Origin of the sequence: Neptuniibacter sp. (genome assembly GCF_024231755.1) — a bacterium.
In the GTDB taxonomy this organism is placed as follows: domain Bacteria; phylum Pseudomonadota; class Gammaproteobacteria; order Pseudomonadales; family Balneatricaceae; genus Neptuniibacter.
This window is the reverse complement of sequence record NZ_JAAEQH010000147.1, coordinates 1-25,981: the sequence shown is the minus strand read 5'-3', so window position 1 is coordinate 25,981 and position 25,981 is coordinate 1. Positions and strand designations below refer to the sequence as shown.

General features: G+C 46.7%; 25 protein-coding genes and 1 riboswitch. Of the genes, 15 read left to right on the top strand and 10 right to left on the bottom strand.

Annotated features, from left to right (window positions below; genetic code table 11):
- Nucleotides 1-101: 101 nt before the first annotated feature.
- The 3 genes from GY843_RS08310 to GY843_RS08300 all read right to left on the bottom strand — a co-directional run bounded on the left by GY843_RS08310 (nucleotide 102) and on the right by GY843_RS08300 (nucleotide 2,137).
- Nucleotides 102-578, bottom strand: coding sequence for an MEKHLA domain-containing protein (locus GY843_RS08310; protein ID WP_297308469.1), 477 nt, complete (start codon nucleotides 576-578; stop codon nucleotides 102-104).
- A gap of 120 nt (nucleotides 579-698) precedes the next feature.
- The gene (locus GY843_RS08305; protein WP_297308467.1) at nucleotides 699-1,097 is read right to left on the bottom strand and encodes a heavy metal-responsive transcriptional regulator; all 399 of its coding nucleotides are present in this window, start codon (nucleotides 1,095-1,097) and stop codon (nucleotides 699-701) included.
- Between the two features lie 449 nt (nucleotides 1,098-1,546).
- The gene (locus tag GY843_RS08300; RefSeq protein WP_297308466.1) at nucleotides 1,547-2,137 is read right to left on the bottom strand and encodes a hypothetical protein; all 591 of its coding nucleotides are present in this window, start codon (nucleotides 2,135-2,137) and stop codon (nucleotides 1,547-1,549) included.
- Between the two features lie 67 nt (nucleotides 2,138-2,204).
- On the opposite strand from GY843_RS08300, the gene GY843_RS08295 reads away from it, so the two are divergent.
- The 3 genes from GY843_RS08295 (at nucleotide 2,205) to GY843_RS08285 (ending at nucleotide 6,506) form a co-directional block, all read left to right on the top strand.
- A complete protein-coding gene (locus GY843_RS08295) occupies nucleotides 2,205-4,781 on the top strand; it encodes a DUF748 domain-containing protein (protein WP_297308464.1) in 2,577 nt (858 codons plus the stop codon).
- Nucleotides 4,782-4,897: 116 nt separating this feature from the next.
- Nucleotides 4,898-4,985, top strand: a riboswitch (cyclic di-GMP riboswitch).
- A gap of 501 nt (nucleotides 4,986-5,486) precedes the next feature.
- Nucleotides 5,487-5,744, top strand: coding sequence for a hypothetical protein (locus GY843_RS08290; RefSeq protein ID WP_297308462.1), 258 nt, complete (start codon nucleotides 5,487-5,489; stop codon nucleotides 5,742-5,744).
- 75 nt (nucleotides 5,745-5,819) lie between these two features.
- Complete coding sequence (locus GY843_RS08285) at nucleotides 5,820-6,506, top strand: transglutaminase-like cysteine peptidase (protein ID WP_297308460.1); 687 nt, start codon at nucleotides 5,820-5,822, stop codon at nucleotides 6,504-6,506.
- A gap of 75 nt (nucleotides 6,507-6,581) precedes the next feature.
- Here GY843_RS08285 and GY843_RS08280 read toward each other — a convergent pair whose 3' ends face one another.
- Both GY843_RS08280 and GY843_RS08275 read right to left on the bottom strand, forming a co-directional pair.
- Nucleotides 6,582-9,041: an FtsX-like permease family protein gene (locus tag GY843_RS08280; RefSeq protein WP_297308458.1), complete on the bottom strand. Its 2,460-nt coding sequence runs from the start codon at nucleotides 9,039-9,041 to the stop codon at nucleotides 6,582-6,584.
- Nucleotides 9,038-9,724 (bottom strand): ABC transporter ATP-binding protein, encoded by a 687-nt coding sequence (locus tag GY843_RS08275; RefSeq protein WP_297308456.1) that lies wholly within the window; start codon nucleotides 9,722-9,724, stop codon nucleotides 9,038-9,040. The genes GY843_RS08280 and GY843_RS08275 overlap by 4 nt, the downstream gene beginning before the upstream one ends.
- A 14-nt stretch (nucleotides 9,725-9,738) precedes the next feature.
- On the opposite strand from GY843_RS08275, the gene GY843_RS08270 reads away from it, so the two are divergent.
- Nucleotides 9,739-10,356, top strand: a complete 618-nt coding sequence (locus GY843_RS08270; RefSeq protein WP_297308454.1) for an arylesterase — start codon at nucleotides 9,739-9,741, stop codon at nucleotides 10,354-10,356.
- A 6-nt stretch (nucleotides 10,357-10,362) separates the two neighbouring features.
- Here GY843_RS08270 and GY843_RS08265 read toward each other — a convergent pair whose 3' ends face one another.
- Nucleotides 10,363-11,259, bottom strand: a complete 897-nt coding sequence (locus GY843_RS08265; protein WP_297308452.1) for a LysR family transcriptional regulator — start codon at nucleotides 11,257-11,259, stop codon at nucleotides 10,363-10,365.
- Nucleotides 11,260-11,394: 135 nt separating this feature from the next.
- Here GY843_RS08265 and fahA point away from each other — a divergent pair, with 135 nt between their 5' ends.
- The 3 genes from fahA to maiA are packed head-to-tail and all read left to right on the top strand — an operon-like array spanning nucleotide 11,395 to nucleotide 13,933.
- Nucleotides 11,395-12,720, top strand: a complete 1,326-nt coding sequence (gene fahA, locus GY843_RS08260; protein ID WP_297308450.1) for a fumarylacetoacetase — start codon at nucleotides 11,395-11,397, stop codon at nucleotides 12,718-12,720.
- A 17-nt stretch (nucleotides 12,721-12,737) separates the two neighbouring features.
- Nucleotides 12,738-13,280 carry a VOC family protein gene (locus GY843_RS08255; RefSeq protein WP_297308448.1) on the top strand — a complete coding sequence of 181 codons (543 nt, stop codon included), beginning with the start codon at nucleotides 12,738-12,740 and terminating at the stop codon, nucleotides 13,278-13,280.
- A gap of 11 nt (nucleotides 13,281-13,291) precedes the next feature.
- Nucleotides 13,292-13,933, top strand: a complete 642-nt coding sequence (maiA, locus tag GY843_RS08250) for a maleylacetoacetate isomerase (RefSeq protein ID WP_297308520.1) — start codon at nucleotides 13,292-13,294, stop codon at nucleotides 13,931-13,933.
- Between the two features lie 70 nt (nucleotides 13,934-14,003).
- Here maiA and GY843_RS08245 read toward each other — a convergent pair whose 3' ends face one another.
- Entirely contained in the window at nucleotides 14,004-14,585 is a 582-nt protein-coding gene (locus GY843_RS08245; protein WP_297308445.1) for a Fe-Mn family superoxide dismutase, read from the bottom strand.
- Nucleotides 14,586-14,869: 284 nt separating this feature from the next.
- Here GY843_RS08245 and GY843_RS08240 point away from each other — a divergent pair, with 284 nt between their 5' ends.
- On the top strand, nucleotides 14,870-15,154 hold the full coding sequence (locus GY843_RS08240; protein ID WP_297308442.1) for a hypothetical protein: 285 nt from the start codon (nucleotides 14,870-14,872) through the stop codon (nucleotides 15,152-15,154).
- Nucleotides 15,155-15,192: 38 nt separating this feature from the next.
- Here GY843_RS08240 and cysQ read toward each other — a convergent pair whose 3' ends face one another.
- Nucleotides 15,193-16,008 carry a 3'(2'),5'-bisphosphate nucleotidase CysQ gene (gene cysQ, locus GY843_RS08235; protein ID WP_297308440.1) on the bottom strand — a complete coding sequence of 272 codons (816 nt, stop codon included), beginning with the start codon at nucleotides 16,006-16,008 and terminating at the stop codon, nucleotides 15,193-15,195.
- A gap of 52 nt (nucleotides 16,009-16,060) precedes the next feature.
- Complete coding sequence (gene nudE / locus GY843_RS08230; RefSeq protein WP_297308438.1) at nucleotides 16,061-16,615, bottom strand: ADP compounds hydrolase NudE; 555 nt, start codon at nucleotides 16,613-16,615, stop codon at nucleotides 16,061-16,063.
- A 31-nt stretch (nucleotides 16,616-16,646) separates the two neighbouring features.
- Here nudE and yrfG point away from each other — a divergent pair, with 31 nt between their 5' ends.
- The 4 genes from yrfG to fdhF are packed head-to-tail and all read left to right on the top strand — an operon-like array spanning nucleotide 16,647 to nucleotide 22,021.
- Complete coding sequence (yrfG, locus tag GY843_RS08225) at nucleotides 16,647-17,309, top strand: GMP/IMP nucleotidase (RefSeq protein ID WP_297308436.1); 663 nt, start codon at nucleotides 16,647-16,649, stop codon at nucleotides 17,307-17,309.
- A gap of 2 nt (nucleotides 17,310-17,311) precedes the next feature.
- On the top strand, nucleotides 17,312-17,719 hold the full coding sequence (gene hslR / locus GY843_RS08220) for a ribosome-associated heat shock protein Hsp15 (RefSeq protein ID WP_297308434.1): 408 nt from the start codon (nucleotides 17,312-17,314) through the stop codon (nucleotides 17,717-17,719).
- A gap of 34 nt (nucleotides 17,720-17,753) precedes the next feature.
- Nucleotides 17,754-19,280, top strand: coding sequence for an NADH-ubiquinone oxidoreductase-F iron-sulfur binding region domain-containing protein (locus GY843_RS08215; protein WP_297308432.1), 1,527 nt, complete (start codon nucleotides 17,754-17,756; stop codon nucleotides 19,278-19,280).
- Complete coding sequence (gene fdhF, locus GY843_RS08210; RefSeq protein ID WP_297308430.1) at nucleotides 19,277-22,021, top strand: formate dehydrogenase subunit alpha; 2,745 nt, start codon at nucleotides 19,277-19,279, stop codon at nucleotides 22,019-22,021. The genes GY843_RS08215 and fdhF overlap by 4 nt, the downstream gene beginning before the upstream one ends.
- 115 nt (nucleotides 22,022-22,136) lie before the next feature.
- On the opposite strand, the gene GY843_RS08205 is transcribed toward fdhF, so the two are convergent.
- Nucleotides 22,137-22,502 carry a hypothetical protein gene (locus GY843_RS08205; RefSeq protein ID WP_297308428.1) on the bottom strand — a complete coding sequence of 122 codons (366 nt, stop codon included), beginning with the start codon at nucleotides 22,500-22,502 and terminating at the stop codon, nucleotides 22,137-22,139.
- 369 nt (nucleotides 22,503-22,871) lie between these two features.
- On the opposite strand from GY843_RS08205, the gene GY843_RS08200 reads away from it, so the two are divergent.
- The 3 genes from GY843_RS08200 to hslO all read left to right on the top strand — a co-directional run bounded on the left by GY843_RS08200 (nucleotide 22,872) and on the right by hslO (nucleotide 25,891).
- The gene (locus GY843_RS08200; RefSeq protein ID WP_297308426.1) at nucleotides 22,872-23,999 is read left to right on the top strand and encodes a glycosyltransferase family 4 protein; all 1,128 of its coding nucleotides are present in this window, start codon (nucleotides 22,872-22,874) and stop codon (nucleotides 23,997-23,999) included.
- A complete protein-coding gene (rfaP, locus tag GY843_RS08195) occupies nucleotides 23,990-24,814 on the top strand; it encodes a lipopolysaccharide core heptose(I) kinase RfaP (RefSeq protein ID WP_297308424.1) in 825 nt (274 codons plus the stop codon). The genes GY843_RS08200 and rfaP overlap by 10 nt, the downstream gene beginning before the upstream one ends.
- 204 nt (nucleotides 24,815-25,018) lie before the next feature.
- The gene (hslO, locus tag GY843_RS08190; RefSeq protein WP_297308422.1) at nucleotides 25,019-25,891 is read left to right on the top strand and encodes an Hsp33 family molecular chaperone HslO; all 873 of its coding nucleotides are present in this window, start codon (nucleotides 25,019-25,021) and stop codon (nucleotides 25,889-25,891) included.
- The last annotated feature ends 90 nt before the right edge of the window (nucleotides 25,892-25,981 follow it).

The following is a 25,981-nucleotide window of genomic DNA, read 5'->3' as shown; positions in this document are numbered from 1 at the left end:
CCGGCACTAGCGTAAAACCTTAATTAGCTTTCAGACGAAATATATTGGCTCATGAATGCGTAGGAATACCAGTTTAAAAACACTGTTCAGAAGAATCTGAATCAAAGTGGCTTACACTTGTAGAGTACAGCCCCTTGTCCCCAGTAAGTTCCCTCATCATCAACGATATTCCAAACAATCGCCTCTTCCACAAAAAAACGATTTTGTTTTGCGGAAATTCTGACGCCCTGATAATCATCAATAAAGCCGTTGTCGGTTACAGCCTTCAATAAGCGATCCCGCTCCTCCTGTATTTGCGGCTCAGCCGTATAGCGTGAAGGTAGTTTAATCAGCTCTTCCCAACTGATCTCAAACTGCACCATACCTGCCGCATTGGAGTAGTCCAGTTTCGGATCGGCCTCTGCATTGTGAGACAGTACGGGGAATTCTGCATCGTAGAGCGCTTTATAGCGACCATTCCCGGTGATGCCAGCAGGTATAAGAGACTTTCCTGTCAAGCGTTGGAAGCTACTTAGTAGCCGTTCCGCTTGCTCTGCGTTGTAGTTATTTTCTGAGGATGGTTTGCTAGGTTTTGCCATTGATGAAGCCTAAACGTAAATCTGAATTACACGCGTATAGTATCACTATTTGCCAAAGCTAAATCAGGCTTTCCTTGCCACTAGCAGCGAAGCATTCTAGCAATTCTGCCCTTTGCTTATTCAATGCTTTAAAAAGTCGATAATAGGGCAGTCGGAAACCGAACCATCTCCACAACATAGGCCAGAGAGCTTTTCTAACGAGTCTTGCAGCTTTTGTAGTTCTGAGATCTTTTCTTTGACCAGGGTAATCTTATTTTCCACTTGTTCTTTTACCAGAGCGGAACTGTTTTCAGGGTTGATCTGAATAGACAGCAGTTCGGAGATCTCTTGCAGAGAAAACCCTAAATCTTTGCAGCGATTAATAAAGTGAAGGCGGGTAAGAATGGATTCGGGGTAAACCCGGTAACCGGAATCAAGACGGTGGGGTTCTGGAATCAGGCCGCGCTGTTCATAGTAGCGAATAGCTTCTACTGTAAGGCCTGCTTGTTTGGCCACTTGGCCTATTTTGAGCTGTTTCATACTGCATATTTAGCATGGAGTGAGAAACAGCTCAATTATTACTACTTACAGCAGTACGTTGCTCCAAGCGATGCTTGCTGGCATTGTGATCCAGCCAATAGCAGCCAGGTTAATGATGATCCAAGTAAAACCTGAAGAGTCGCGGAAGTTTTCGTTATCAGCCATGAAAGTCACCCTCATATTATGGCAGCAGGGGTATTCGGTTTTTGAAGTAAACAGCAAGTTACTTCGCCCTGGGCGAGCACTTAAGTGCTTCTAGTTTGGGCTGGACCGAGCAGAGCCGTGCTTTGGTTAAAGTTGCATAGAACTGTCTTGATCTGTTTCTGGCGCGCGATTCTATCAGGGTTGATCATTTTTTAATAGGTAAAATAAATTAACCTTAAATATTTTAATAGTATTTAGGTATCATTATTTTTTATAAGGGTATTTGGTCGGTTTATGGTAAAGGCTCATTTTTTGTAGCCCTGACACCAATCCCCAGCCATTTTCCTTAGAAGCAATTTATTACGTGTAGGTTCTGTACGAGTGCCGTAGGCATCGAGAATCCTTTTTATCCACAGCAGCCCTTTTTGCGGTAATTGTTCAGAGGTTTCATAAGTGGAATGAATCAGAAAGCTTTCTTGGGAGTAGAGTATGCTGGTTAGATCACCGCTGTTTAGATCTACTAGTACTATTGCTTCCTCCATTCCACCGCAGTGGTCCTGCGTGCCTTTCATAATCAGAATATCGTTCTCTACTTTTACGGGAACAAAACCTCCTCCCAGATTTTTGAACAGGTGCTGAAAACCGTTATATCCAAGCATGGCTGTTAGTAGACTGTGTAAGTAGTCATCGTAAAGGGGTTCGCGTAGAAACTTGTTGTGGTAGCTGCGCAGGTGGCTGGCTGAATCAGCATCCGCCAGAACATTTGGAGCATCGGCCATGCTAATAAAAAGCAGTTCATCCCCACCTAGCTGAGATTGCAGATCTGCATAACGTATTTCCGCATTGATCTGACCTGATAGTAGTAGAGCGATAAATAAAACGTAGATTTTCATCATGGTGTGATAACTCTTTCTCGCTTCATCCATTATGATAAACAGATATGTCTGTTCGAGCGAAAGGATCATGCTGCGTTTTCTAATTGCCTTTGTCGTTGTTATTGCCCTGCTATTACATAACCTGCCGTTGCTAGTGCGTGACCAGATTGTTATCTGGTTGCTGGATAATGGTGCTGAAACAGCCCAGCTCAAAGCTCTGGAAGTAGAGTGGTTTTCTGGTCGGATAAAAGTTGGTCATCTGAATGTTGAGGCTGAAGGTAAACCGAAGCTACAGGTTGATACCCTGTTGGTTGATTTGGACTATTCAACGCTTAGTGAAAAGAAAGCCTTAATCAGTCTGATTGAACTAAAGGGTATTAATGCAGGGATCCGGGAGCATGGAGACTCTTTGTGGTTTGGCCCCATTGATCTTAATGCTCTTTCTGATGGCACAGGCACAGAAGAAAAAACGGGTGATGAAGCTCCTTCTGAATGGAGCTTTGGCCTGGCTGAACTGGTGCTGGATGACATTAACTGGCGTGCACAGCTTGCAGGGCAAGATCATCGCTTGCAGGTGAAGCAGGGACGTTTAGCCGATTTCTATTTATGGGATCAGCAGCAACCGGTTTCAATCGATCTGGATGGTGCTCTTAATGGTGCACCCGTAGTACTTAGTTCAAGCTCAAAACCTCTTCCGCAAGAGAAAAGTTCAGAGCTTAAGATCAAGCTCGATAATTTCCCATTACACAGTGTTACCGCGTTGTTCCTTCCTGAATTGCGTGCCATGGTTGATCTGGATCTGAATATTAAAGCGAAAAGCGATTTGGCTAGTAAGGTGACCTCTGTAACGCAGAGTGGTGCCATTCGAATTCGTAACTTTGCTTTTCAACAAACGGATCTGGCGATACAGAGTAAGAGCCTAAGTTGGAATGGTTCTGTTGATCTGGCTCTGAACGGCAGTGAACTGTCAGCTTTGAAGAGTAAGAACAAGATCAATCTGGCACAGTTGGATTTGAAACAATTGGGTAACAGTGTCGCAGCGGAAGCACTGGACTTACAGGCTGAGGTTGATCTGCAAGGGCTGAAAAAGCTACAGGCAAACGCTGTAGATATAGCGTTAAGTAACCTAAAACTACAACAGGGTAACCAGTTGCTCTCCCTTCAGGGGGTAAAGCTTCAAGCTGATGTTAAAACACCCGACATGAGCCAGTGGATGGTTAGTGCTCCTTCTACGCAGTTACAGCAGTTTAAGTTATCCGTTGCAGGGGATTCTCTAGTTGAGCTTAGTCATTTGGATCTGAATCGGGCAGAGGTGAAACATACGGAGCAGATCAATCTGGGTGCGCTAAAGCTATCCGGTTTGACTGTGATGGGAGATGGCGGTGTGTTCTCCCGTTGGCAAAATATCGGTTTGCAAAATCTGAATCTTAAGCAGCTTAACCAGTTGGATATTGGCAGTATCAAGTTAAGTGATAGCCAGACTCGTGTCCATCTTTCCAAGCAGCGTCAGTTAAGTGATCTGGATTGGCTGTTGGGGCGTTTATCCGGCGGTTCTAAACAGGAGCAATCAGATGCGGACTCTTCAGAACCGTTTACCGTTAATATCGGCAAACTTGATCTAACCGGAAGCAACAAACTCGCCATTGTGGATGGTGGTGTTGCACCGGCTTTTAAAACTGAGCTGGACATCAAAAAGCTGCAGCTTAACCAGATCAACACCGCTTCAGATGGCAAAACAGACTTCCTATTAGAGGCTAAAAATAAGTTCTCCCTCTTGAATGCTAAAGGTGAAATTGAGCTATTTAGCGGTAATTATGGCGGTAACTGGGACCTGGAGATTAAAGGCTTAGAATTGCCTCAAGTGAGCCCTTACTCACTTCAATATACAGGATATTACTTGCATAGTGGGCAGCTGAGCGTAACTTCTAAAGGTGAAATCAAAGACCGCAAGCTGGATGGTGATTCTGATATCCGTCTGAATAAACTACAGGTGGAAGCACAGAACAGTGAGCGCAGTGGTGAGTTTAACCAGAAGGTTTCTATGCCTTTGGATACTGCCATTATGATCCTGCAGGACAACGACGATAATATCGATCTGCAGATCCCAATTGATGGTTCCTTGGATGATCCGCAATTCGGGTATCAAACTGTGATTAATAAGCTGGCGGGCAAAGGTTTGAAAAGTGCTGCAATGGGTTATCTAACTAAAGCTCTGCAGCCATTCGGTACCCTAATCTCTTTGGGTAAAATGGTGATAGATGCTCAGGATAAAGGCTCCTTTATCAACCTGCAGCCGGTTTATTTCGCGCCAGCACAATCGGGCCTTTCTGCAGAGTCAAAACAGTATATTGCAAAGTTAGGCCAGATGCTGAATGAGCGTAAGGCGATGCGAATGAATATCTGTGGTTATGCGGTGGCAGCTGACCAGCCTAAGGTTTGGGCCACCTTATTGGACGAAAATAAGAAACGTAAGGAGCCTTTAAAAGAGGTTGAGCTTAAATCACTGCAAGAGCAGAAACTGCAGCAATTGGCCCAGCAACGCAGTGACGTAATTAAGGGGGAGTTGTCCGGCAAGTTGGGGATTGATATTGAGCGCCTGTTTAGCTGTTTACCAAAAGTGGACCTGACCTCTAAAGAAAAACCACAAGTGGCGTTGGGTTTGTAACCTGTATGGGTTGATACAGATCACTTATCCGGGTAGTCACACCTTTACTGGTTGTTTTTTGTGCTAAGATCTAATTAATCAAACGTTCGTATGAATGTTTTTTATTAGAGATCCTCTCTCGAAAAAGGCAAACCTCGAGTAATCGAGGGACGCAAAGTCACGGGTCCCATACTTGAAATTGATTGGGATGGCCGGTCTACCAAAGGAGAGAAGCAAAGGAGAGCAACCCAGGAACTTTCGTTCATGAGGATCTTGCACATGATTAGTGGAGGTCATCGTGAAATCTCAGTTTCTAATAACACGTCCAATACGTCGGCTAAGTCTTTGCCTGATGCTTTCTATCCCTCTTGATTCAGCGATTGCAGCTACTCCTGGAAGTACAGGGCCTTTGCTAGTTTCTCCAGCATACACAGCAGTTACATTTTCTTCAGTACCTCAAAAAACAGCCCCATGCTTCATACAAGAACGCTATAAAGGAGCAAACGCCAGAACTCTTACTAGTAGTCGCTGCCTGAAGGTTGTGGATAGCCGGAAGCAGCAAAAGAGAAAAATGCGGGGCTTTTACCTTCGTTTTCTTCTGTTGGTAGGGGGACACTGATCGATATGTTCTGTATAAAAAATAATCAAAAGTACTGAACAGAGTGCCTAATGAGTGGTCAGAGTTGATACGAGCAGTAAGATGAATAACAAAATAGGTATCGTGTTATGGCTATTCAATATAAAGCACTGGCGTTTGCCCTATTGTTTGCTCCTGCTGTAGTAGTTGCAGGAAATTCAGAGTTTGGCGAGCTGACACCTGAGCTATTCAGTTTGGAAACAGTAACTGATGAGATGAAAACTACAGAGATGATGAGTATGGATGAGATCAATAAGGAGCTTGAGGAGCAGCCAACAGCGGCTGGTGGAAAAATGGAAGATGTACTTCAAGATCCATATGGAAATCAAGTTCATTCTAATTGGTAAGAAGGTGTGTGGTCTGGCGTAGTTTCCTCAATAGTTAGGGAAACTATGCCAGAAGAATGAATAAGGGAGGCGATCATGAAAGCTAAAATTGCAGGACTACTGAACCTCAAACCACTGCATGTTTCTATAATTGCTCTGCTTTATATCCACAACCCCGCTCATGCAAACCACCTTCAAAAGATTTTCCCACAAACGTTAATTAAAAAGGTCCAGAAGAAATATGACAATGAGACTAGGGATAGGCTTCAGAGTTGGTTAGATCTGATGGCGACAGGAGCCAAACTTGATGACAGGGGTAAACTGGAGCGGGTAAATCATTTCTTCAATCGCATGAAATGGGTGGAGGATCGTGAACTCTGGGGGCAGAAGGATTACTGGGCAACACCGCTAGAAAGCCTGCTGAAAAATGCGGGGGATTGTGAAGATTTTTCTATCGCAAAATACTTTAGCCTGTTGCATATGGGGGTATCGGAAGAGAAGCTAAAAATCTCCTATGTGAAATATCGCCAGGGACAACAGGCACATATGGTGCTGACCTACTTCTCTGACCCAAACAGTGACCCGCTGATTCTGGATAATATGACCAATGATATTTTAAAAGGGTCGGAAAGGACCGACCTTTCCCCAGTGTTTCATCTTAATAGCTTTGGTGTGTGGAAGAACGAGGATCTTTCGGAACGCCTGGGAAATGTCGATGATATTCAGCAGTGGAAATCGATGGTGCAGCGTCTACGAAGGGAGATACAGCGGCCTGTTTCCTGAGAGCTTTATCGTACTAAAAGTGCTGACAGAAACCCGCTATACAGCACTTCTTATTAAACCTTTTCTATGTCTGATCTAGCGGGATGAAAGAGTGCGGTAACTTTGACTCAAATCCTGTTGACGATGACTGAAGTGACTTATCAGAATAAACAGTAAACAGCTGAGTAGTGGCAGGGCTACCCATAAGATTGGGTGCGCTACTGGTTCCAGCTTTAGCAACTGCTGGTGGATTGGCCATAGACTTAGTTCTGTTATCAGCACCGCCAGAATACCGCTTATTCCACCGATAAAACCCATCTCCATCCGATCCAGTTGTTTACACTGATATTGGCTTGCTCCCAGTGTTTGCAGCAGAGCGTTTTCGTAGCGGCGTTGTTCCAGTTCTTGTGTCAGGGTGACGTAAAGCAGTACCAAGCCTGCAGAAGTGGTGAGCAGCATCAATAGGCTGGATAGCAGTGAGAGTTTACCGAGCAGTTGTTGTAATTGGTCCAGTATCTGGCGAACATCAACCAGCGTCAGGGTAGGGAACTGGTGGATGAGTTCACGGCTCACATCAGCACTGTAATCTCCCAGATGGAAACTGGTCATATAACTGGCTGAGAATTGATCCAGAACTCCGGGAGAGAAAATAAAGTAGAAGTTAGGCTGGAACGAATCCCAGCGTACTTCGCGGATACTGCTTATTGTGGCGCTGACTTCTCGTCCGGCAATATCAAAACTGATCTTGTCACCAATCCTCAGTCCCAGCTCCTCCGCTTCTTCTCGCTCGATGGAGACGCTGCCTTTAGTTAACCACTCCCCCGCAACCAGTTTGTTGTGCGCCGGCATCAGGGCAGAGCTGGTCAAGTTTAACTCCCGCTTCAAAGAGGGTTGCGCGAGCTGTTCCGGAGTTAGGGCTTCAGAGAGAGGTTTGTCGTTCACTTTACTGAGGCGACCACGATAGATTGGCCAGAGCTGATTACTGATCTGGTGCTTCTCTAGCAGAGTTTCAACTTCGGTTTTTTCCCAGTCCTGAATATTGATCAGGAAATGGTCGGGAGTATCTTCAGGTAACTGGTTCTGCCAGCGCCCTAAGAGGTCATTCAGGGCGATCAGATTAATACTCAGCAGAGCAAACAGCAGGCAAATAACCGGGATCTGGATACGATACCAACGTTGCTGCTGTTGTACTCGGCTAAGCAATAGATTCCCCAGACGATGATGACGGGAAAAGCTGTTTGCCAGTCGTTCGGCTAGACGGGCTCCCAGCCAACCCAGACCGCTGCCGATCAATAACAAGCAGAGTGTCAGGCTAAGAGTAAGTAATAAATTATTCAGGTACCAACTGGTGAAGATCAGCAGTAGAGCAAAGGCTGCAATGTAGGGAAGCTTTGAGCCCCAGCGTAGCGGGGAAGGTTGATCCTGTAGTAGCTGAATTGGGTTGCTTTGTTGCAACCGGAACAGAGCGGGTAGGCCAAGGCAAAACAGGATTGCCAAGCCCAGCAGTGGGCCCGAGAGATAAGTGTAAATATCGGCTTCTGGCACCGGCTGTGGAAGAAGGCTATGCAAGAGTTGCAGTCCCAGTTGTTCCAATAGATAGGCCAGAATAACTCCACAGATAGAACAGAATATCCAGGCAAGACCCAGTTGATTCAGGTATAGCTGCAGCAGTTGTTGATTACTTAAACCAAGGCTTTTGAACAGGGCGGCGCGTTTATTCTGGCTCTGGGTAAAACGCCTCAAGCTAAGGAAAATTGTCATAGCTGAGATCAGCAGTGCAAAGAGTGCCCCGAGGCGAAGATAGGAGGACGCTTTGTTTAAAGCGCTGTTCTGCTGACTTTCCTCATTACTCAGCGAGGTGAGGCGTTCGCCGGTTTTTAGGTTTTGTTGCAGAGTTTCTTCCAGTTGTTGTAGCGCAACGGAGCCTCCAGCAAAAAGCTGCCGGTATTGCATTCGAGCTCCTGGACCAAGCAGACCGGTCGCTTTCAACTCATTTTGATTGATCACAATCTGTGGATTGAAGCTGATAAAGCCTCGACCTCGATCAGGAGCCGATTGAATCTGGGCGCTTAGCGTGAATGTTGAGTTTCCTAAAACCAACGGGTCACCTGTCTGTAACCCTAAGCGTTCAAATACACCCGCTTCAGCCCACGCGGTACCTGGATCAGGCAGGGGCTGATCAATCTCTTGCTGTAATGCTATCCCTCCACGAGGGTAAGGGGCACTGAGAGCTCGGATAGATACCAGCAGGAAGTTGTCACCGCTGTTTGCCATAGTGGCCAGTTGCGTGACTTCGTTAAACTCAAGCCCCAGTGCTTTAGCTTGTTGAATTGATTCATTGGATAGAGGGCGGCTGTTACTCAGGACAAGGTCTGCTCCAAGAATTGCACTGCCCTGACGCATCAGTGTTTTTTCGATACGCTCTCCCAGTACAGCCATCAAACTAGCGATGGTAATGGCCAACGTCAGGGCGATAATCAGTGCGCGCCACTCACTCAGTTTCAGACTACTGATACTTTGTTGGGTGGCAAGCCTGAAAGAAGCCGACTGAATCATGCTTCAATCTCCTCCAGTGTGCCGTTATGTAATCGCAGCGCTCGCTGACAGCGCCTGGCAAGCAGGGGATCATGAGTAATCAAAATCAAAGTGGTTTGCTGTTCTTGATTCAAAGAAAACAGTTGCTGGATGATCTGTTCTCCCGTGTGCTCATCCAGATTACCTGTTGGTTCATCGGCAAACAGTAGGGTGGGTTCTGTGGCAAAGCTACGGGCTATAGCAACACGTTGCTGTTCGCCACCGGAAAGTTCAGCTGGTTTGTGATCGAGCCGTTCGCCAAGGCCTACCTTCTCCAACCAAACGGCGGCTTCCTGTTCAGCCTTCTTGTGATTGCGGATCTGTAAAGGCAGCATTACATTTTGTAGCGCGGTCAGGTCGGGTAGTAGATGGAATGCCTGAAACACAAAACTGATATGCTGGTTACGGAACTCTGCACGTTGTTTATCGTTCAGAGAATTAAGATCAGTATTGTTCAGTAGTATTTTTCCTGAGCTTGGTTGGTCCAGTCCAGCCAACAGGGAGAGCAGTGTGGATTTTCCTGTTCCTGAGGGGCCGATGATAGCGACACTCTCTCCTCGTTTGATCTCAAGATTAATACCGGTAAAGAGATCCAGGTGACCGGCTTGAGTCGTAAACTGTTTTGCGAGATCCTGAGCGCTGACAACTGTATCCACTGTGTGCATTATCTGGAATTCCTATGCGTAAACTGCTGACCTTTCTTGTATTCGTACTTTCATGCGTAGTTGTGACACTTCCGGTTCAGGCTCGTTCCCTTGTTGTGTTGGGCGATAGTCTTTCTGCTGCATATCAGATGGAGCGCGAGCAGGGGTGGGTGTATCTGTTGCAGCAACGGCTGCAATCAGAGGGATATCCCCATGAAGTAATTAATGCCAGTGTCAGTGGTGATACTACCCAAAATGGCATCGCCCGTCTCAGCAAACTGCTGCAACAGGTTGATGCAGAAATCGTGATTATCGAGCTGGGTGGTAATGATGGTTTACGCGGTACACCTCCTTTTGCTGTGAAAAGGAATCTTAATCGTCTGGTAAATATGGCCGAAGACGCCGGAGCAAAAGTACTGTTGTTGGGTATCCAACTACCTTCCAACTACGGTGCTGCGTACAACAAGCAATTCCAAGCAATTTATCCGGACCTTGCCGATGACCAAGGTATCGCACTTGTTCCATTCTTTATGGAACAGGTGGCTTTATATCCTGAACGGATGCAGGAGGATGGTATTCACCCCAGTGCTCAGGGTCAGCCCTATCTTTTGGCGACGGTGTGGCCATATCTTGAGATTTTGCTTGAAGAGTAGAAAGGGCTACACAAAGCCTTTTTCCAGCTCTGAAAGCCGCTGCTCAATATACTGGATAAATAGCTCTAGCTTTTTGGTTTTTACCCGGTCGGGGTAGAGAGCGTAAAGGCCGATATCTTCCCCATGCCAGTCGTTAAAGAGTGAGATCAGATCGCCTGACCTGATTGCATCTGAACAAACCGATGTCGGTAGAATCGCGATTCCCAGCCCTTTCTTTGCTGCTTTAAGCAACATATCGAGGCTATTTGCTGAGATACGGCTATTGGCATGGATATTTACCTCTTCCTGCCCTTTGCGGAGTTTCAACTGTTGGTAACTACTGTAAGGGAAGGCGATCAGTTGATGCTGCTTTAGGTCGAAGGGGTGTGCTGGGCTGGGGTGTTCGCGGAGATATTCTGGGGAGCAACAAATATGGAATCGGCTGGACATGATCTTTCTAGCGATCAGATTCGAGTCTTTCGGGCTACCTCCGCGGATTGCGACATCAAAGCCTTCTCTGATTATGTCGACCACATCGTTTGTCATGTGTATATCCAGTTGGATCTGAGGGTGTGCTTTAGCGAAATCACAGATAATTTCATTAAGCATTCGGATCCCGATCTCCACTGGCATGGTTATCCTTAGTTCCCCTGCTGGGTGGGTTTGAAAGCTGACGGTGGAGTTCTCAATTTCCTGCACCTGAGTCAGTAATGAGTGGGTGCTGTTGTAGAGATAGTGCCCAGCTTCTGTGAGGCTCAGTTTCCTGGTATCTCGATTGATCAGCTTTACTCCAAGCTGCTCTTCTAGAATACGCACACGTCGGCTGACTGTGGCTTTGGGAATATTTAGCTGCTTTCCTGCCTGAGTGTAGCTACACAGCTCGGCAACTTTGTTAAAGATCACCGTGTCATCAAGGTTTGCCATCGGAAACTCTATCTTTGTTTCATTATTGAGACAGTTTAACCCATATATATGGATTGATGTTTTGATTAGTGAGACTAAATTATAGGGATAACCTGATAGAGCGGGCCTGCCTGTTCTCAATTTATAGAGGCTGCAATGTATCAATTGAACGAGACCCATGATCCTGAACTGAAAAGCTGGGTCGTTTCTGCAAATGACGGGCTGACTGATTTTCCTATCCAGAATCTACCATTTGCCGTGTTTCGCCCCACGGCTAGTGATGAACCCTTCCGTGTAGGTGTTGCCATCGGTGATCAGGTCCTGGATATGGCTGCATTAGCTGCTAGTGGCCTGTTCAGTGATTCGGTTCAGGATGCTGTTGGGGCTTGTGCAAAGCCGCAACTCAATGAACTGATGGCCATGGGAGCTGCCGCTTGGTCAGGATTGCGCGCAGAGTTATCAAAAGCGTTACGTCAGGGTAGCGAACTTGAAGAACCGCTAAGCCGGATGCTGATTGCTCAGGTAGCAGTGGAATATAGCTTGCCGTGTAGGATAGGTGATTACACTGATTTTTATACCTCCATCCATCATGCCACAGCGGTTGGCTCTTTGTTCCGTCCGGATAACCCTTTGCTGCCCAACTATAAGTGGGTGCCGATTGGTTACCATGGTAGAGCTTCCTCTATTGCCGTTTCCGGACAGAAATTCCATCGCCCATACGGGCAGGTAAAAGCGCCTGACGCTGCGGAACCTGTTATGTCACCGTGCCAGCGCTTGGATTATGAACTCGAGATGGCGATCTACATAGGTTGCGGTAACACGTTAGGGGAGCGTATCGACATCGACGCTGTAGACCAGCATGTCTTTGGTTTATCACTTCTCAATGACTGGTCTGCCCGTGACATTCAGGCTTGGGAATATCAGCCGCTGGGGCCGTTTCTGGCTAAGAATTTTGCGTCGACCGTTTCCCCTTGGATCGTAACGCTCGAAGCATTGGCTCCTTACCGAAAGGCCTGGGATCGACAGAGTGAAGATCCTCAACCACTGCCTTATCTGGATTCGGCGAACACCCGGAAGTATGGCGCATTTGATATCGAACTATCGGTTTATCTTGAAACAGAGCGAATGCGTAAGCAGGCAACAAAAGCGGAGAAGCTCTCTCAATCTAACTTTGAACACTCCTATTGGACTGTGGGGCAGATGGTGGCTCATCACTCTGTGAATGGCTGCAACCTGTGTCCCGGGGATCTTTTAGGGAGTGGCACCCAATCTGGCCCGGAGCATGAAGAAGCCGGCTCACTTTTAGAGCTTAGCCGGGGCGGAAAAGAGGCAATTCAGCTGTCGAACGGCGAGCAACGTAAGTTCCTTGAGGACGGTGATGTCGTGATGATGAGTGGCTGCTGTCAGCGACAGGGTGCTGCGAGAATCGGTTTTGGTGAGGTGTCTGCTCAGGTCCTGCCTGCCAGATCAGAAACAAAATAAAAATAAGAGCGTAAAAGATGATTAATGTTAAACAGATCCACCATGTGGCATACCGCTGTAAAGATGCAAAAGAGACGGTTGAGTTCTATCAGAAAGTTTTGAATATGGATTTTCTGGTGGCGATTGCCGAGGACCGTGTTCCGTCTACCAAGGAGCCGGACCCTTATATGCATGTTTTTCTGGATGCAGGGCAGGGGAATATTCTGGCGTTCTTTGAACTACCAAACTCACCTGAGATGGGACGTGATCTTAATACGCCGGAGTGGTGCCAGCATATCGCTTTTGAGGTTGAAGATCAGGCAGCGTTGCAAGCGGCAAAGGCTGAACTGGAAAGCCAGGGGCTTGATGTGGTGGGGGTGACTGATCATGGCATTATCCGCTCTATCTATTTCTTTGATCCTAACGGACATCGTCTGGAGCTGACCTATCGTTGTGGCACCGATGAACAACTGAAGAAATTGGCTGAGGTAGCTCCTCTGATGCTGGAAGAGTGGTCTCAGACCAAACGCGCTCCACGTCACGCTGCATGGCTGCATGAAGACGAGTTTAAGGAACTCTAAACGTGCAGGAGCTGAACCTTTACGATTACTTCCGCTCGTCAGCTTCTTATCGAGTTCGCATCGCTCTGAACTTGAAAAAACTCAGTTATCAGCAGATTCCGGTTAATCTGCTGAAATCTGAGCAGCGGGGGGCGTTTCATAAGCAACGTAACCCGCAAGCTGCAGTTCCCGTTCTGGATTTGGAGGGGGACTTTATCCCTCAGTCTTTGGCTATCTGTGAATACCTTGAAGAGAGTTATCCTGAAAGGTATCGCTTACTCCCCGATGATCTTCTGGCTAGGGCGCGTGTTCGAGGACTATCTCAGTTGATCGCCTGTGATATTCATCCTTTAAATAATCTAAGGGTTTTGCGTTATTTAAAAGCTACGCTGGAGATCAGCGAAGAAGAAAAGTTGCAATGGTACAGGCATTGGATATATGAAGGCTTTGAAGCTCTGGAGGCTATGCTGGCAGAGTCGGAGCTGAGTAGTGACTTTTGTCATGGAGATCAACCTGGCTTGGCTGACCTGTGTTTGGTGCCTCAGGTTTATAATGCGCAGCGCTTCGAGGTCGATCTGTCGCCCTACCCGATGATCCAGCGTATTCACGCGGCTTGCCAGACAATCCCTGCATTTATGGAAGCGGCTCCTGAGAAGCAAAGAGATCTATTCTGAACTTAGTTGAAGTTTGAACAAAACAAAAAAGGCACCCTAGGGTGCCTTTTCTAATTTGTGGAAACGAAACTTATGCGAAGTTAGCGTTTACGAAGTCCCAGTTAACCAGCGCCCAGAAACCTTTCAGGTAGTCAGGACGAACGTTACGGTAATCGATGTAGTAAGCGTGTTCCCACAGGTCTACAGTCAGTAGTGGAGTCTGACCTTCAGTCAGTGGGCAACCAGCGTTGCTAGTGTTAACGATTTCGATAGAACCGTCAGCGTTTTTAACCAACCAAGTCCAGCTTGAACCGAAGTTGTTAACAGCTTTGTCATTCAGTGCTTCCTGGAATGCAGCAAAAGAACCCCATTTAGCGTTGATCGCATCAGCGATAGCGCCAGTTGGCTCACCGCCACCGTTTGGAGACAGGCAGTTCCAGTAGAAAGTGTGGTTCCAGATCTGTGCAGCGTTGTTGAATACGCCACCAGCAGGAGCTGAAGTGATGATCTCTTCCAGTGTTTTGCCTTCGTACTCAGTACCAGGAACCAGACCGTTCAGCTTAACCACGTATGTGTTGTGGTGTTTGCCGTGGTGGAAATCCAGAGTTTCTGCAGAGATGTGTGGTTCCAGTGCATCCTTTGCGTAAGGCAGTGCTGGTAGTTCAAAGCTCATAAGTGTCACCTTATTTGTATCAGTCTTGTAGACAGTCGTCGATGGCGGTTGACCCCGTTGTCCCCACGGTCAACCAACTCTAAAAATCAAAAAGCCCAGAAATAATAGCACCCAAGTTTGATTATTTCATGGTACAAAAAGTGTGCTTTTAATCTGTGGATTGCCTGTAATATGGGGCTGATTTTAAGAATTTAAAGGGCTGCGACTAAAGTTTGCTGAAACTGTTCAGCTTTCCCCCTAGAATGACGGGCTCCATTCATAATTATAAAAAGCGGTTGTTTTCGATGTATAAAGTTCTTATCTGGATTGCGGTTGTTTCACTGGGTGTGTTGATGGTGAAAACGCAATTCCTGACATCTTCCACGTTCGGACCTTTTAAAGAAGATTGTATGCAATTGCCTGGTGCGACTGAGGCGCGTTGTGACTGTTTAGCTAAATATGTGCATAAGCATTTCAGTGATAACGAGGTGAAACTGATCCGAGCAAATCAGGTGAATGACCCTGACTTTAAGTTCAAGGTTGAAGAGGTGTTGGCGCGAGGTAATCAATCCTGCGCTGCGGAGAAATAATTAACTAAAAACGGGAGCTTAAAGCTCCCGTTTTTATATTAACGTCTGGCAATCTCTTCCAGCGGGAATTGAGGATCACCGCAAACATAGAAATATGGATTCTCCAGCGATTCCCTTTGGTTGTATCTCAAAGGTTCCAGACTGCTGGCGTTCACCAGCTTCCCTCCAGCGGCTTCCACTATTGCCTGTGCTGCGGCTGTATCCCATTCGCTGGTGGGGAATAGGCGAGGATAGAAGTCGGCAGCCCCTTCTGCGATCAGACACATCTTCAAAGAACTACCCATTCCCTTGTTTCGGATATGCTTAAAGTGATGTTCAATCGGTTTAAGTAGATTGGCACTTGCATCCTGACCATGGCGGCGGCTGGCCGCGACAATCAGATTTTCGGTCATAGGGCGGCTACGGATATGAACAGCTTGCTCCCCATGTTCCAGCTTGCAAGCTCCCAGTTCGATACTGCCCCAGTACGCAACTTTTGTTACCGGAATATAGATAATGCCGAGAATCGGGCGGTTGTTTTCTATCAACGCAATATTGATAGTGAACTCATCATTACGGTTGATGAACTCTTTGGTGCCGTCGAGAGGATCGATACACCAGAACTTCTGCCACTGCTGGCGTTGAGTGAACGTGACGGATGTATCTTCTTCGCTCAGTTGCGGAATATCTGGTGTTAATTCGGTCAGGCCTTGTTTAATTATCTCATGGGCGGCGAGGTCTGCTTGTGTAACAGGTGAGTGGTCTTGTTTCTCCTGAATGGAAAAGTCATCCTTTTGATACACGTCCATGATCGCTACAGCTGCCTGTTGGCAGATTTGATATAGAGCATCAATTAATTGTTGGTGGTTTTGCATAACTGACTCCCTTTTATTCTTATCTTTGGAATCGTTTTGTTTTCTGGAGTTTCTACTCTTTAGTTTCTCGGGCTAAAAAATCCTTTGTCATATACAAGGCAGCTATTGCTCTGGCTTCGGTGAAATCCTCATCCAGTAACAGTTGATCCAGCTTATCCAGCGGCCAGCTAACCACTTCCATCTCTTCTGGTTCATCACCCTGCAAACGGCAGGGGTAGAGATCACGCGCTAACACAGCAGTGATAGTATGGCCCATATAGTTAGGCGCTGATGTCATAACTTTTAGCGTATCCAGGCGCTTACTGCCAAATCCGGCTTCCTCTTTCAGTTCCCGGTCCGCCGCAATATGTTCGTTTTCACCAGGATCAATCAGCCCTTTAGGCAGAGTGAGTGTGTACTCCTCTAACCCCACAGCATATTCTCGAATCAGAAGCACTTCGTTGTCTGAGGTCACAGGAATGATCATCACTGCGCCCAAGCCTCTTTTCGCAAGGCGTTCGTAGGTGCGTTCTACACCATTGGAAAAACGCAGTTCTATCTCTTCGACCTTAAATAACCGGCTTTGTGCAGTGCTAGTAATCTTCAAAATTTCAGGTTTAACCGGCATACTGAAGTTTCCTTAATGAATGGCCTGAGCAATGTTTGATTGGCAGAATATTGATACCGTTCTTCTTGATATGGACGGTACTCTCCTTGATCTACACTTTGATACCTTTTTCTGGCTGGAACATCTACCCCTGCGTTATGCAGAAATCCATAAAATGGATGAAGGTGAAGCCCGTGAATGGCTACATGACAAAATTATTCAGCAGCAGGGAACGCTTAATTGGTACTGTCTGGACTATTGGACTCGGGAGCTGAATGTCCCAATTACTGATCTGAAGGTTGAGATTGAAGAAAAGATAGCTTTTCGCCCTCATGTTCAGGATTTTCTGAAAATATTGAAAGAAGAGAATATCCGGACAGTGATTGTGACCAATGCACACCGGGGTAGTCTTTCACTGAAAATTAAAAAAACCGGGCTGGATAAACTGGTTGATGACGTAATCTGTTCCCATGACTTTGGTCTGCCGAAGGAAAATCCCGAATTTTGGGAACAGCTGCAGCAAGTGGAACCATTCGATAAACAGCGTACACTGTTAGTAGACGACAGTTTGTCGGTACTGAAAAGTGCACGTGATTATGGCATCCATTATCTGCTTTCTATTTACCAGCCGGATAGTCAGCAGCCGAAACGCGAGATAGAAGACTTTTCAGCTATTGAACACTTTAACGAAATAACACCAAAACAAAACGGATAAGAATGACCCAGCCTGAAGATAAGGTACGCCTGGATAAGTGGTTATGGGCGGCACGATTCTATAAAACTCGTGCCATTGCCAAACAGATGATCGATGGAGGTAAGGTTCACTATAACGGTCATCGCACTAAATGTAGCCGACATGTGGAGATTGGGGCGGTTTTAGAAGTCCGTCAGGGCTTTGACGAAAAAGAGATTGTGATTGTTGAGATCTCAGATCAACGTCGCGGTGCTCCAGAAGCGCAGAAACTGTATCGGGAAACGGAAGCCAGTATCAAAAAACGTGAAGATCATGCTGCTCAGCGTAAAGCCATGGGTAGTAGCTTGAACCCGCGAAACAGACCGAATAAAAAAGAGCGCCGTCAGATCCGTTCATTCAAGGATGGCGAGCGTGGTATTTTTGATAAGTAGAATTCCCGTTGTTCACTAATAAATAGGATTTCCTATGAAAGCATCTTTCCCTAAAGGTCGCCGCGTTAATGAAATGCGTCTTAGCGAGGTTACAAAGCTTCTAGGTGAAGATGCCAATCAACGAGATTTGTTGATTGAAAACCTTCATGTGCTGCAAGATGAATATGGGTATTTAAGCCGGGATACATTGGCTGCTTTAGCTGAGGCCATGAGACTTTCGCAGGCAGAGGTTTATGAATGTGCAACTTTTTACGCGCATTTTCAGGTGTCTGATGAACCTGATGATCAGCATATAAAGTATTGTGATGGCATCACTTGCCAGATCTCCAGGCAATCACCTCTCCCCATTGGATCGAAAACAGTCCCTTGCGTCGGAGCTTGCAGTCAGGCTCCAGTTACCGTTCATGACATTGCTCCTACCGTTAATTATCCAGACTTGAACGAGTATCAAGCGCAAGGCGGTTATGCAGTCTTACAATCTCTACAGAACGGTAAAATAGATACTGCGTTTATCCTCTCTGAACTAGAAAAGTCCCAGCTCTGCGGCATGGGCGGGGCGGGATTTCCTGTTGCTAGGAAATGGCAGTTTCTTCTGGCCTCTTCTGGTGAGCGCGTTCTTGTTGTTAATGCTGACGAGGGGGAACCTGGGACCTTCAAAGATCGCCACTGCCTGGAAACCAATCCGCATCAGATGCTTGAGGGAATGTTGATTGCGGCAGAAGTGATTGATGCCAAGGATATCTATATTTATCTGCGTGATGAATACCCTCATATCCGCTCCCTTCTTCTGAAAGAGCTGGAAAATCTGCGCCAGTCCGACCTGTGTAAGGGGCGTACACTGCACCTGAGGCGTGGCGCAGGGGCGTATATTTGCGGAGAAGAAACTGCACTTCTTGAAAGTATTGAAGGTAAACGAGGTCTTCCTAGAATTAAACCTCCTTATCCGGCGCAATCCGGATTATTTGGTCGCCCGACCTTGGTGAATAACGTAGAAACTTTATGGCGGGTCACCGAAATCCTAAATAAAGGGGCGCAAAATTACATTGATGCGGGCTGCCCACGCTTTTATTCGGTGTCCGGCCGGGTGAATAAACCGGGTGTGGTTGAAGCGCCTTCAGGAACGAGTGTTAATACGCTGATCTCTGAATATTGTGGCGGTCTGCTTACTGGGCATAGCTTTAAAGCTTACCTACCAGGCGGGGCGTCCGGTGGCATTTTGCCGGCTGGGCTTGGTGATCTACCCCTGAGCTTCGGTGAACTGGAGCAGTATGGTTGTTTCGTGGGATCTGCCGCTGTTGTTGTGTTGTCGGATCAAGACAATATGAAAGCGGTAGTCCAGAACCTTATGAATTTCTTTGATCATGAAAGTTGTGGTCAATGTACGCCATGTCGGGTTGGATGCGAAAAAATTGCTGGGATGTTTGAGGATGAAAAGCTCGACTTTTCACTTCTGGAAGAACTCAGCGAAGTGATGAGGTCTGCATCGATATGCGGTCTTGGCCAAGCAGCTCCGAATCCCTTAATAAGTGCTATGACCTACTTCGCTGAGGATTTCAGATGAGCCAGCCAGTTACATTTACGTTGGATGATCAACAAGTTGTGGCTCATGATGGGGAAACAATCTTCGACTGTGCCAAACGGCTAGGTAACACCTTACCTCACCTTTGTTCTGGTTATCATCAATATAACGAGGCCGAGGGTAGTTGCCGCCTGTGTGTCGTTGAGGTCGAAGGCGAGCGTACTCTTACTGCATCATGCTCCCGCCCAGTGCAGGAAGGCATGAAGGTGATGACTCAATCGGCCAAGGTGGTACAGGCGCGTAAAATGGTGATGGAACTGTTACTGGCAGATCATCCCAAGTATGAACAATCCGCTGAAAAGAATTCACATTTCTGGGAAATGGCGAAGGAGGTGGGTCAGAAAACATCTCGCTTTGCTGGAAAAGGACAGGTTGAATGTGATCTGTCACACCCTGCGTTGGCAGTGGATCTGAATGCCTGTATTCATTGTAATAACTGTGTAAGTGCATGTCGGGATATACAACATAACGATGTGTTAGGTATGGCCTTTCGTGGTGGACGTTCCCGCATTATCTTCGACCAAGCTGATACTGTTGATGCTAGTACCTGTGTGGCTTGTGGGGAGTGTGTTCAGTCTTGCCCAACAGGGGCTCTCCTACCTAAGAATCCGCAAACAGATGAGATTGTCATCCAATCTGATACTGAGAAGACGGTTGATTCCCTCTGCCCATTCTGTGGTGTTGGTTGCCAGCTGAGCTTTCATATCAATGATAATCAGATCATTAAAGCCGTTGGCCGTGATGGGCCAAGCAATCAGAATAAACTCTGTGTTAAAGGCCGTTTCGGATTTGATTATATACATCACCCACAGCGTTTAACCGTGCCGCTTATTCGACGTGATGATGCGCCAAAAAATGCTGAAGAGTCAGTCGATCCTGCAAATCCTTTTACTCACTTCCGAGAAGCAAGCTGGGAAGAAGCGTTGGATCGGGCTGCTAGCGGATTAAAGTCCATTTTAGATACACGTGGTGGGCAGGCATTAGCGGGGTTTGGTTCTGCGAAGGGCTCAAACGAAGAGGCTTATCTGTTCCAGAAACTGATCCGTACAGCCTTTAAGACTAATAATGTCGATCATTGCACTCGCTTGTGTCATGCCTCTTCTGTTGCCGCTCTTATGGAAGGTATTGGCTCAGCAGCTGTCTCGGCGCCGTTTATGGATGCGCTAAAGGCAGACTTGATCATTGTTATTGGTTCCCGTCCGGAACAGAACCACCCCGTTGCCGCCAGCTATATCAAACAGGCGGTAGAGGATGGAGCTCGTCTGATTGTCATGGACCCACGGGGCCAGGGGCTTGGTCGCCATGCCGATCCTATGGTTCAGTTTAAATCAGGAACTGATGTCGCTTTATTGAATGCAATGTTGCATGTGATCTTTACTGAAGATCTGGTAGATCATGACTATATAGAAAAAAATACTTTTGGCTTTTCCGAGCTGCAAACTGCTATTGAAGACTTTTCCCCAGAAGAGATGGCTCCGATTTGTGGCGTTCCGGCTGAAACTATACGTGATATTGCACGTAGTTATGCCCACGCAGAGCGCTCCCTTATTTTCTGGGGAATGGGGGTTTCTCAACATATTCATGGCACAGACAATGTCCGGGCTCTGATCGCGTTAGCTTTAACGACCGGGCATATTGGGAAGCCTGGGACGGGATTGCACCCACTTCGGGGGCAGAATAATGTTCAAGGTGCCTCTGATGCGGGGCTTATACCAATGGTGTTTCCTGATTATAAGCCTGTGTCTGATGCCCAGATTCACGCTCAATATGAGGAACTATGGGATGCTGAACTGGATAAAGAAGCAGGCTTAACCGTTGTTGAAATAATGCATGAGATTGAGCAGGGCGGTATATCAGGCATGTATATCATGGGTGAAAACCCGGCAATGTCTGATCCGGATGTTGCAAAAGCTCGTCAGGCGTTGGCTAAACTGGATCATCTTGTGGTTCAGGATATTTTTCTGACCGAAACTGCCGCTTTGGCCGATGTGGTCTTGCCTGCTTCTGCTTTTGCCGAAAAAGATGGCACTTTTACCAATACCAACCGTCAGGTTCAATTGGGCCGTCAGGCAGTTAATCCACCTGGAGAAGCTAAGCAGGATTTGTGGATCATAAATGCTATGGCGCAACGTTTAGGCTTAGCCTGGAGTTATGAACATCCTCAGCAGGTCTTCTCTGAAATGTCGGGGTCAATGGCATCCCTATCAGGTATCAGCTGGTCTCGTTTAGAAAATGAAGACTCGATCACATATCCCGATGGGCAAGATGTTCTCTTTGGAAGCGGCTTTCCAACTGAAACCGGGCAGGGGCGGCTGGTACCTACTCAGTTGGTGGCACCAGATGAAAGTCCGGATGAAGAGTACCCTCTTATCCTCACCACGGGAAGAATGCTTGAGCATTGGCATACCGGTGCTATGACGCGCCGCTCCAATGTATTGAATCAACTGGAGCAGGTGCCTGTTGCAAGTTTACATCCGAAAGAGCTCGGCGCGAGGGGTATTGAGCCGGGGCAATCGATTAAGGTTAGTTCCAGAAGGGGAGAAGTGACCCTGAAGGTAAGGTTGGATAAAGAAGTTCCGCCGGGAATGGTATTTATTCCATTTTGTTTTCATGAAGCGGCGGCAAATCTACTCACCAATGCCGCGCTTGACCCGTATGGGAAAATTCCAGAATTTAAAACCTGTGCGGTAAATGTCGAGTGCGTAGATGTTAGCGAGTTATAGACCGATTGAGGCGGAATCTTGGAGAGAGGGCTAGTAATAGATGCTTTCAGAAGGAAGAGTGATTCCCTTCAAATTCTGAGAGCACCTTATGTACTTCTTGTCCCTAAATACCAGCCTACATATTTTCCAGCTTCTTGCACTCAGGCGTCATGAGTCCATCATCCAGATAAGATTTGCAGCTTTGAGTTGGAATGCTTTTCATGCAAGCCAGTGCAGGTGCATACATCTTGTGAGCTGGACCAAATCCGGGGATCGATTCTGCTGAAGGCAGGGATTGGCACATTGTGGCAAGGCTTTGCTCCATCATGGGTCTGTATTCGGGGGGGATTTCTGACATTTTTCCCATTGCGCAATCACGAATGTGATTACAGGCAGCGCGTGAAGCTTCTAAATACTCATCTGCTGCTTGCACTCCTTGCGGGCCCATAGCGCCTAGGGACAGCAAAACGATACTTGCTAAACCCGGTAACCTCTTTGTCATCACTGTATCCTTTGTCTTGTGATAATTGCCCTTTCGGCTCTTAAGTCTTCCATTGTTCAATTTTTAGTCGGAAAAGTTAAGCTATTTTTGGCAGGTTTCAGGAGCTCGTTTCTTGTAGGTTCCTTAAGTCAAACTATCAGGGCCAGAAGAATGGCGGTAAACTAGCCGGATTATTGGCCCTGGCTAATGCTGCACGTATAGATAAGATGTTTTGCGTGTAACGATGGAGCTAGGCTACCTAGAAATCATAGATAAGGTAATTCAACAGTCTGTACGTTCTGCACGTAAATGTGGGAGCTAATGTGTGATAAGCCTAGTTTTAGGCAAACGACGTGCTAACCGGCAAAGACTGTATGAAAAAGGTGTTTAATGAAGCTCGCTTTATGTTTGTTTAAGTACTTCCCATACGGTGGCCTGCAGCGTAATTTTTTGACAATTGCGATGGAGTTACTAAATCGAGGCCATGATGTGACTGTCTATACGGGTGCTTGGGAAGGAGAAAAACCGGAGCAATTAAAGGTAAAAATCCTTTCGGTCAAACGCCTTAGTAACCACAGTACAAATTGCCGATTTCATCGAGAGCTGCAGCAGCACTTAAAGGATGATCCTGTTGATCTGGTGATCGGCTTTAACAAAATGCCGGATCTTGATGTGTACTATTGTGCCGACACCTGTTTTGCAACCAAAGTGTACGAAGACAAGCCGTTCTTTTACAGACTATTGCCCCGTAGTCGTTGGTCTTTAACTTTTGAGAAAGGGGTTTTCGATAAAAATCTTGCTACTGAGACCCTGCTGTTATCGCAGAATGAGGGTGAGGCTTATAAAAAGTATTACGACACTCAACCTGAACGTTTCCACCTAATGCCTCCCGGAATAAACCGAAATCGTATTCGAACTGAGAGTGGTGCCGCTGAAGGTGCTGCTGTACGCGAGTCTCTGGGTATTTCACCTGAGCATAAGGTCGTTGGTTTTCTAGGATCGGATTATAAGCGCAAGGGTCTGGATAGGATGCTTCATGCAATATCTGCCCTGCCAGAGGATGAGAAAAGTCAGGTACGAGCATTGGTGATAGGGCGTGACAAACGCTTACCAGATTATCAGAAACTGGCAAAGCAGCTGGGTATTGCCGATCAGGTTATTTTTGTGGGGCAGCGTGATGATGTGCCGCAGTTACTGTTTGCTTGTGATCTGCTAATGCATCCCGCGTATTTGGAGAATACCGGCAACGTTATTCTGGAAGCCGTTGTTGCAGGCCTGCCAGTGATTTGTACTGCAAATTGTGGCTATGCCTTTTATATTCGGGATAATCAGCTGGGTTCTGTGGTCGATATGCCTTTTAAACAGCAGGAACTTGATCAAGCGTTGTTAGATTTATTAACCAGTGATATTAACTGGCAACAACGTTGTGGCGCCTTTGCTGAAAGTGCAGATATTTATTCGCGCCCATTGCGCGCTGCTGAGTGTATTGAGCGCATCGGGGAGCAACGATGTCAGTAATCATCAATTCTGAAACGGTTAAACGTTGGCTGGCTGATCGTGATCCTTTTGAGGCGGTTAAGTCAATTCAAGGTAAGGTTGTTCGCTCCAAAGAGGGCAGAACAACACAACGCTTTGAAATAGAAGGCAAAGGCTTTTACGCAAAATTGCATGAGGGCGTTGGCTGGAAAGAGGTTATTAAAAACCTTGTTCAGCTCAGATTGCCAGTAGTAGGTGCGAGAAATGAGTGGGAGGCTATAGCGCTAATCCAGAGTCTGGGTTTGAAGACACTCGATGCAGTGGCTTATGGAAAAAAAGGTCTTAATCCCGCAGCACAAACCTCTTTTCTTATTACCCGCGAGTTAACAGAAACTTATAGCCTGGCTCAGTACTGTGAGCCGTGGCTGGACCAGGCTCCTCATCCTTCACATAAGCGAAAAATCATTGATCGTGTTGCGTATATAGCGCGTACGATTCATGAAAATGGTATCAATCATCGCGATCTGTATCTCTGCCATTTTCTTTTAGATCAGTCAGAAGAAAAACATCCGCAAAACCCGGACTTCTTCCTGGTTGATTTACACCGCGCACAAATCCGCAGTCAGGTACCTGAACGTTGGTTAGTCAAAGATGTAGCGAGTATCTATTTCTCTGCCATGGATATTGGTCTGACACGACGGGATGTATTCCGTTTTATTAAGGTCTACACCGGCTTGCCTCTGCGGCAAGCTTTGCAGCAGAGACAGGATTTTTGGCAAAAAGTGCAGGCTCGGGCTCGTCAGCTTTATATCAGGGACTGGAAGCGTGAACCAAATGACTTGTTCGCAAAGCAGTAAAAATCTTTCTGTCGCTGAAGGAAGCTGTTTAGCAGCTCATTAGATTGCTTGTCATCTACTAAACCGTCTTTAGGCCCGCAGGTGGAGTCTGGTATCTTGGATTATTCTGAGGGCTGCACTTCACCTTAGCAGCTATGTTAGAATGGCTACTTTCCTAGAATACCGCTCGGTATTCCGCTTGATTAACCATTGTAGATTCCATTAATGAGTAACTCTGATCAGATTCAACGAATCCTGTTTGATGAACTGGATATTCGTGGCGTTGTTAGCGGTCTGGAACAGACCTGTAGTGACTGTTTTGCAAACCATGATTACCCTCCTGCTATTCAACAGGTATTGGGAGAGATGCTAGCGGCTGTTTGCCTGTTAAGTTCCAACCTGAAGTTTGAAGGGCGTTTGATTCTGCAGGCACAAGGGCAAGGTGATGTTCGTCTGTTAATGGCTGAATGCACTCATAATCATGATCTACGCGCTATTGCGCGTTTTGATGGTGATATTAAAGATGATGCTAACTTCATTGATCTGCTGCCACAGGGACAGGTGGTGATCACCGTTGAGCCGGAGAAAGGGCAGCGCTATCAGGGGGTCGTACCACTGGTGGGAGGCAACCTAGCTGCTTGCCTGGAAAGCTACTTTGTGAGTTCCGAACAGTTACCTACCCAAGTACATCTGGCTTCAGACGGTGAAAAAGCTGCAGGTATGTTGCTTCAGGTTTTGCCTGCTGAAGGTACCGGCGAAGAAGATTGGGAGCGGATCAGTCATCTGGCATCAACGTTGAAGAGTGAAGAGTTGCTTACTTTAGATAATGAAACACTGCTCTATCGCCTCTTTCATGAAGAACAGTGCCGCTTGTATAAAGCGGATGACGTTCGATTTAAATGCACTTGTTCGCGTGAACGTAGTGCAGCTTCACTGAAAATGATGGATAAGCAGGAACTGGTTGGGGTAATTGAGGAGCGTGGTCAGATCGATGTGAACTGTCAGTTCTGTAATGCCCACTATGAGTTTGATCTGGCGGATATTGAAGCCCTTTTTGTTGAGGGTGGGGCCGCTTCAGGTTCTGATCAAATACATTAAATTGTATTAATTGATTAAATTTGAGTCAGGTCAAATGCGAATTGCTTTCAATAATGGCGCAACGAGCAATTTTTGTGCATAATACGCGCC